This is a genomic window from Pedobacter sp. 05L430, from assembly GCF_056397585.1.
Genome location: NZ_JBFTNT010000237.1, coordinates 1 through 6588, shown reverse-complemented (window position 1 = coordinate 6588; position 6588 = coordinate 1). Strand labels below are relative to the sequence as shown.

Annotated in this window: 7 protein-coding genes and 1 pseudogene; 3 read left to right on the top strand and 5 right to left on the bottom strand. The window is 40.3% G+C overall.

Annotation, left to right across the window (positions count from 1 at the left end; all coding sequences use genetic code 11):
• The 4 genes and pseudogenes from AC1DG9_RS21015 to AC1DG9_RS21000 all read right to left on the bottom strand — a co-directional run.
• Positions 1–234: pseudogene (locus AC1DG9_RS21015) on the bottom strand (AraC family transcriptional regulator); the annotation flags it as partial.
• 21 nt (positions 235–255) lie between these two features.
• Complete coding sequence (locus tag AC1DG9_RS21010) at positions 256–1386, bottom strand: MBL fold metallo-hydrolase (protein WP_337716197.1); 1131 nt, start codon at positions 1384–1386, stop codon at positions 256–258.
• Between the two features lie 44 nt (positions 1387–1430).
• The gene (locus AC1DG9_RS21005; protein ID WP_288879305.1) at positions 1431–2462 is read right to left on the bottom strand and encodes an SDR family oxidoreductase; all 1032 of its coding nucleotides are present in this window, start codon (positions 2460–2462) and stop codon (positions 1431–1433) included.
• A gap of 90 nt (positions 2463–2552) precedes the next feature.
• Positions 2553–4046: an aminotransferase-like domain-containing protein gene (locus AC1DG9_RS21000; protein ID WP_288879306.1), complete on the bottom strand. Its 1494-nt coding sequence runs from the start codon at positions 4044–4046 to the stop codon at positions 2553–2555.
• Positions 4047–4126: 80 nt separating this feature from the next.
• On the opposite strand from AC1DG9_RS21000, the gene AC1DG9_RS20995 reads away from it, so the two are divergent.
• Positions 4127–4525, top strand: coding sequence for a GNAT family N-acetyltransferase (locus AC1DG9_RS20995; protein ID WP_172662878.1), 399 nt, complete (start codon positions 4127–4129; stop codon positions 4523–4525).
• 15 nt (positions 4526–4540) lie between these two features.
• Positions 4541–5164, top strand: coding sequence for a GNAT family N-acetyltransferase (locus tag AC1DG9_RS20990; protein WP_288879307.1), 624 nt, complete (start codon positions 4541–4543; stop codon positions 5162–5164).
• A 106-nt stretch (positions 5165–5270) separates the two neighbouring features.
• Here AC1DG9_RS20990 and AC1DG9_RS20985 read toward each other — a convergent pair whose 3' ends face one another.
• On the bottom strand, positions 5271–5495 hold the full coding sequence (locus AC1DG9_RS20985) for a hypothetical protein (RefSeq protein ID WP_337716199.1): 225 nt from the start codon (positions 5493–5495) through the stop codon (positions 5271–5273).
• A 462-nt stretch (positions 5496–5957) separates the two neighbouring features.
• Between AC1DG9_RS20985 and AC1DG9_RS20980 the strand changes: the two genes are divergently transcribed.
• On the top strand, positions 5958–6588 hold a 631-nt coding region (locus AC1DG9_RS20980), incomplete at its 3' end, for a carboxypeptidase-like regulatory domain-containing protein (protein WP_477635181.1).

Below are 6588 nucleotides of genomic sequence, written 5' to 3'. Positions count from 1 at the left end.
GTCAAAAATCACCACTACTTTCTCAAAGTCTCCATTGTATTTTTGCTTGTGATACCTGGCCAGATGATTTTTTTTGACAATGCAAGATTCTCCTGATTTCAGTTCATATTTTTTACTGCCGTCGTATCCTGTTATCAAACCTTTGGCCAAAAACAAAAAGAAATGCTCAGGGACGAACTGTTCGGGAGATATCTCCGGGCCGAGGTAGCAGGATTTGATTTCAGTATAGCGCATGGCCTTATCTTTTATGGTTTACTAATTTACACCTTTCCACCATTCTGGAAAAACTTGTGTGGTATCGTTTAGGTCTACCATTTCACCAATAACCGGTGTAACCAAGGGTAAGTGCTGTATTTTGGCTAGTTCTGTAACTTTGATAAGAGGCTCGTCCCATGAGTGCATTGCCAGGGTAAATTTAGAAGAGTGCACCGGAAACAGTCTTTTAGCTTTTAAATCTTCTGCGGCCTGCAGCACCTGTTCTGGCAGCATATGGATTGCCTTCCAGGCTACGTTGTATTGCCCATTCTCTAATATCGCAAGATCAATTGGCCCAAACTGTTTACCAATTTCTGCAAAGTGTGTGTCATAACCGCTGTCTCCGCCAATATAGATTTTTGTGCCTGGTGTTTGCAGCACATAAGACATCCACAATGTATTATTTCTTGTAAAACCTCTGCCCGAAAAATGTCTTGCAGGGGTGGTGTGTACTTTAAATCCAACATCCAATGATATGCTGTTGTTCCAGTCACTTTCAATGATTTTATCAGCAGCATATCCCCAATGTTCGAAATGAGCACCTACACCAAGTCCGCAGATAACTGTTTTTACTTTATCTTTTAGCTTGGTAATTGTTTCGTAGTCCAGGTGATCATAGTGGTCATGACTGATCAGCAGGTAGTCAATAGGAGGCAGATCATCAACCGTATATCGGTCTGTACCTTTATAGGCTTTTACTGTCCATGGCACTGGAGATGCGCTGCCACTTAAAACAGGATCTACCAGAAAGCGCTTCCCGTCTATCTGCATGAAATAAGAGGAGTGACCAAACCACACCAGGACGTTTGAATCGGGAGGAAGGCTGTGCAAATCGGTTTTTTTAGAAGGTATGATTGCAGTGGGACTTCTTCTGGGATGGTCGCCGAACAACTGGTCGTAAAGGATACCGCTAATGCTGTAGCCTTCGGTAAGGTCGGGTGTATGATGAGTATTCTGAAATTTGCCGTCCTTATAACGAGGCGAATTTTTTATCAGTTCCAATCGCTGGGCGGTAGGAGCCTGCCCAAATTTTGCCTGACGGATATAAAAAAAAGTAGCGATGGATAAAAGCATCGCTGTGCTAAGCAGGATAATCATAGTTCGTTTAATTATTTTTAAAAACCGTTTCATACGGGTTAGTGATTTAGGTTTAAGTAATGATGAGGCTTTAATGTTTATGATGCAAATTCCACCAAACTTTTGGCCGTTGCTAATATGGCTTCCTGGTTACTGCGGGGTGTCCATCCTAATAGGGTTCTGGCCTTTTCATTACTTGCATTGCGGTAAATGCCCACCAGAGGAGCAATGGCTTTTGCTTGTGCATTAAATAACGCGGCAATGCGGATCGACCAGTTTGGGATTGTTTTGGTGGATGCGTTTGCAGCTGCCTCAGGCATTTCATTTTTAAGGAAATCTGCTATTTCTAAAAGTGACATTGTACCACCGCTTAAGGCCAAAAATCGTTGTCCTTTTGCCTGGGGATTGGTCATTGCCCGGATGTGCAGATCAGCAACATCACGCACGTCTACAATACCGAGGCTGATGTTAGGCAGCGCTTTCATGCTACCATCTATTACTTTTTGTAGCAACTCAAAACCACTGGACAGGTCTTTAGTGAAGGAAGGACCAAAAATACCCATCGGATTGATCACTGACAATTCAAGACTACCACCTTCCTGTTCCATAAAATCCCAGGCTGCTCTTTCGGCCAATACTTTTGATTTGTTATAAGCAGAGAGCCCTTTCTCATTTGGGTCTGTCCAGCTTTCTTCTGTAATCAAAGTAGTTTTATCCTTATGACTATAGCCAACTGCCCCAAAATTCGACGTCATAACAACGCGCTTAGCACCTGCATCTCTTGCTGCTTTAAGTACGCGTATAGTTCCGTCAACTGCGGGACGTATCATTTCGTCTTCATGCCTTGGCAGTTTTAAGAAAATGGGAGAAGCTACATGCAAAACGTAGTCACAATCTTTTACAGCCGTGCTCCAATTGTCATCACTGGTGAGATCTGCTTTTACAAAAGAAAGATTACTGAAGTCAGTGATTCCGCCTTTTTTAAGCATGGCTATCACTTTATCCTGTTTATTTAAATCGCGCAGGGTGGTTCTTACCAGGTAGTCTTTATCCAATAATTGCTGGATGCAATGAACAGCGACAAAGCCTGATCCGCCTGTTACCAATACTGTATGAATTGAATTTGTCATTTGCTTTCAAATTGATAGAACAAAATTGCAGATTAAAGAGCAATCTTGTTTTGTTGAAAAGTCCAATTTCACTTTGTTTAAAGGTTCAGTTTATTTTGGTTGCAAGGTTAGTACCAAACTGGATGAAATGATTTGAACAGCTTTGGTTATTTCCGGCAAAGTTAATGAAGCAAACCCAAATCGAATGGCATTATAGCTGACTCCATTGTTATCAAATAACTTCCCATTATTCATATAAAGACCCTGCTTGGCTGCTTTAATTGAGATCTGTTCAATAGGATAGTTAGGATCAAATTTAACCCAAATGGCCATACCTCCATCGGGTTTTTCGTAACTAACTATACCTTTCAGGTAAGTGTCCAACATCTTGATTAAATGATCCCTTCTTTCCTTGTAAATCTTATTGTTCTTTTTGAGGTATCTGTTAATATCACCGTTTTCGATAAGTGCAGCCAGACTATCTTCCATAATATGGTCTCCTTTCAAATCGATAAGTCTTCTGATATGAACCGCGTGGGCAATAAAATCTGCTGAGGCGATCATGAAACCAATTCGTATAGATGTGGAAAGAGATTTGGAAAAGGAGCCAATATAAACCACCCGATTTTGATGATTTCCGGAGGCAAGGGGCAGGTACGGAGAGGAGCTGTAGTGAAAATCATAATCGTAATCATCCTCTACAATTGTAAAGTTATGTTCTTCAGCTAATTCCAGTATACGCATACGCCGTTGCGGGCTTAAAGTTACTGTGGTAGGATGATGATGGTGGGGAACGAGGTACAGCATCCGTATGTTTAACTTCTGGCAGGCTGTAGCTATCAAATCTGTATTTATTCCATCCTGATCTACAGGCATACGAATTACATTGGCTCCTAAAGATTCGAAAACCTGGTTAGCAACAAAATAGCCCGGTTCTCCTACAATTACATTATCGCCGGGTTTTAACAATAAGCTTGCTGCTATATAAATACTCATTTGAGCGCCATGAGTCATCATGATGTTTGATGCCTGGGCTTGCAACCCCCTGGTTTGCGCCATATGGCTTATCATTGTTTCTCTTAGGTTAAACGAGCCTGCGGCCAGCGTTGCCGAAACCCGTTTAAATGTTTGGACCTTTTTAAGACGGCTCCTGTATTCCCTGTTTAGCAGGTCCATTGGCGCTAGCCGCATATCTGGGTGGCCATCGTCTATTATTAATTCATGCACCATGGTATCACTAGCCAAAGGAATCACTCCATATTGGTTTGTTTTATAAAAGGGGCTGGGCATTGAACTTTCATATGCAAAACCTGCTTTCTGCTGGTCCCATTGCTGTGGCTGTACTTCTGGAAGATTAGGAACCACAATAAACCCTTTCTGTGGTATCACAGTGATCCATCCCTGAGCGCTTAATTCGTTATATGCAGCAATAATTGTTTTACGGTGAACAACAACCATTCTAGCCAGTTCGCGCGTACCAGGCAGATAAGACCCTGACTTTACAATTCCATTTTTTATCAGCATAAGTATTTGGTTTGCAATCTGCTGATAAACGGACACGCTTAGTGTTTTATCGATTGTTATAAGGGTATCAAATGGCAACATCTGGACTACTTAACTTCTTGTTTCTGGATGATAAAGATAGTCCTTTAATAATATACTTTTGAATATCAATTTTATTAAATATGAACATTACCTACAAAACAAATGTGTTACCATTATTAGAAGAAATCATCAGTGTATACGACAGTTCTGGTCTCAACCGTCCTACAGCTGATAAAAACAGGATAGCAGAGATGTATAAACATTCTAACCTTGTGGTTACGGCCTGGCATGATGATCAGCTAGTCGGCATTGCCCGATCATTAACTGATTTTTGTCACTGTTGCTATCTTGCTGACCTGGCCGTAAGTGCAACTTATCAAAAATCGGGTATTGGCAAAGAATTGGTAAAACTTACAAAAGCTACAATTGGCGATAAGAGTATGCTTTTACTACTTGCAGCACCAACGGCTATTGAGTATTATCCAAAAATCGGTATGGATGTGGTGAACAATGGCTTTATCATTAACCGCGTAAAATAGACGAGAAAAAGGCAAATGGAAAACAACATACTAGTTGGAAACTACGTGAGGTTAGAGCCTCTGGAACTTTTTCATTTAGAAGGATTAACTAAGGCCGCAGCAGGAAATGAGCAGCTATTTAAGTGGACTGTTGTGCCTCAGGAAAAAAATGCAATGACCAGGTATATTAAAACGGCACTTGAGCAGCGCGATAGGGGAACAGCGATGCCTTTTGTCATCGTCGGCAATGAAGACGGTATTATAAAAGGATCCACACGTTTTTGGAATATTGCCTACTGGCAGTGGCCTGAACATACGTGTGGATATGGAAGAATTGCTCCCGATGTTTGCGAAATAGGGTATACATGGCTCACCGGGTCTGCTACCAGAACAGGTATAAATACGGAAGCTAAATTCTTGATGCTCAAATACGCTTTTGAGCACTGGAAAGTATGGCGGGTTAATTTCACGACTGATGTACGTAATGAACGATCAAGAGCGGCTATTGAACGTCTGGGTGCTAAATTTGAAGGGATAATTCGTGCTGAACGAATGGGAGCAGATTTTACCATAAGGGATTCTGCTCGTTTTTCTATAATCTCGGACGAATGGCCTGATGTAAAGGAGCTGCTCCAAGGATATATGTTAATGAATAATTAACACGCAATTAATCAAAGAATAATTTCCGGACTCTAGAACATCCAATAAAAAGGTCAGCTATTTTTGATAGCTGACCTTTTTATTTTATTCTCATGCAGGATTTTCATTAAGCATATACTACTTCAAATCCTCCATACATCGCCATTTCGGCGGAATGATTAATTGTGAGCTTCAATTTCATTCTTTCAATTAGCTCCTTGGCAAAAGTAATGCTTCGGTGCAGGTCACTATTTCCTCTGATTTCAATCCCTCTGGTCAACATTTTAAATTTATTAGGTTCAAATTTTTCTATGAACTTTTGAAGGTCTGTTTTGGTCTCTGTTTTTCGCATAAATCTTACGTTTAAATGTATTCTAAAAGCCAAAATGATCGAAATTGTTTGGTGCATTTTTTAAACATTCTTTATGTTTTACACATTCTGGACCGCGGTATCTCAGTAATCAACTGATAACCAAGAATAAGTATCAAAAATATTTTTATTCTGACGTGAAAATACAAAAAGAGCTTTAATGACAAAATAAGCTCAGAAACTGACAACATCAAGATAGAATAATGATATAAAAAGTGGCTTATTTGTCTTACCAAATATAAGAACGGCTAAAATGAGAATGATTATTTACCTAATCGTACTAAGTAGTACCCTGTTTCAAAATTATTCAAATAAAGCGAGGGTAATAGGCAGAAATGCATTCAAAATAACTCCTCAAAAGGCTAAGATTCTATTTCTGGGTAATGAATTACGCATTGCAATTTAATTAACCTTTAAATCTATAAATCTCTAACCAAAAAAATCATGCACAGAAAACTACTTAAGGTATTCCATGGAATTGGAATCCAGGCTAAGGGTATACGTTGGTACCCTGAACCAAAATTAAAATTTCTATTGGCAATGATGGCCCTTTTTACATCGGCAAATGCCTTCTCTCAAATCATGATATCTGGTAAGGTCACCGATGATGAAAATAAACCTTTAGTTTCCGTAACGGTCACTTTAAAAGGGGGCAATTCGGGTACCCAGACCGACGCTAATGGAAATTATACTATAAATGCGCCGACACCAAGTTCAATACTTATTTTTCGATACATTGGATTTAAAAATCAGGAATTCACGGTAAACGATCGCAAAGTTATTAATGTCCGTATGGTTGCTGCTGGTGGAGAAGACCTGGATGAAGTTGTTGTTGTTGCTTATGGTACACAAAAGAAAGCAACTGTGTCTGGAGCGATCAGCACGTTACAGGCTTCAGATATTGTCCGATCGCCTTCTGTAGCCGCTACAAGTGCTTTGGCGGGTAAAATTCCTGGTGTAACCGCACGTACCACAGATGCCCGACCGGGAAATGGGGCCAATTTACAGATCAGAAACCTCGGAAACCCCTTGTATGTTATAGATGGAGTAGCATATAGCACGAGTAATGGTTGCG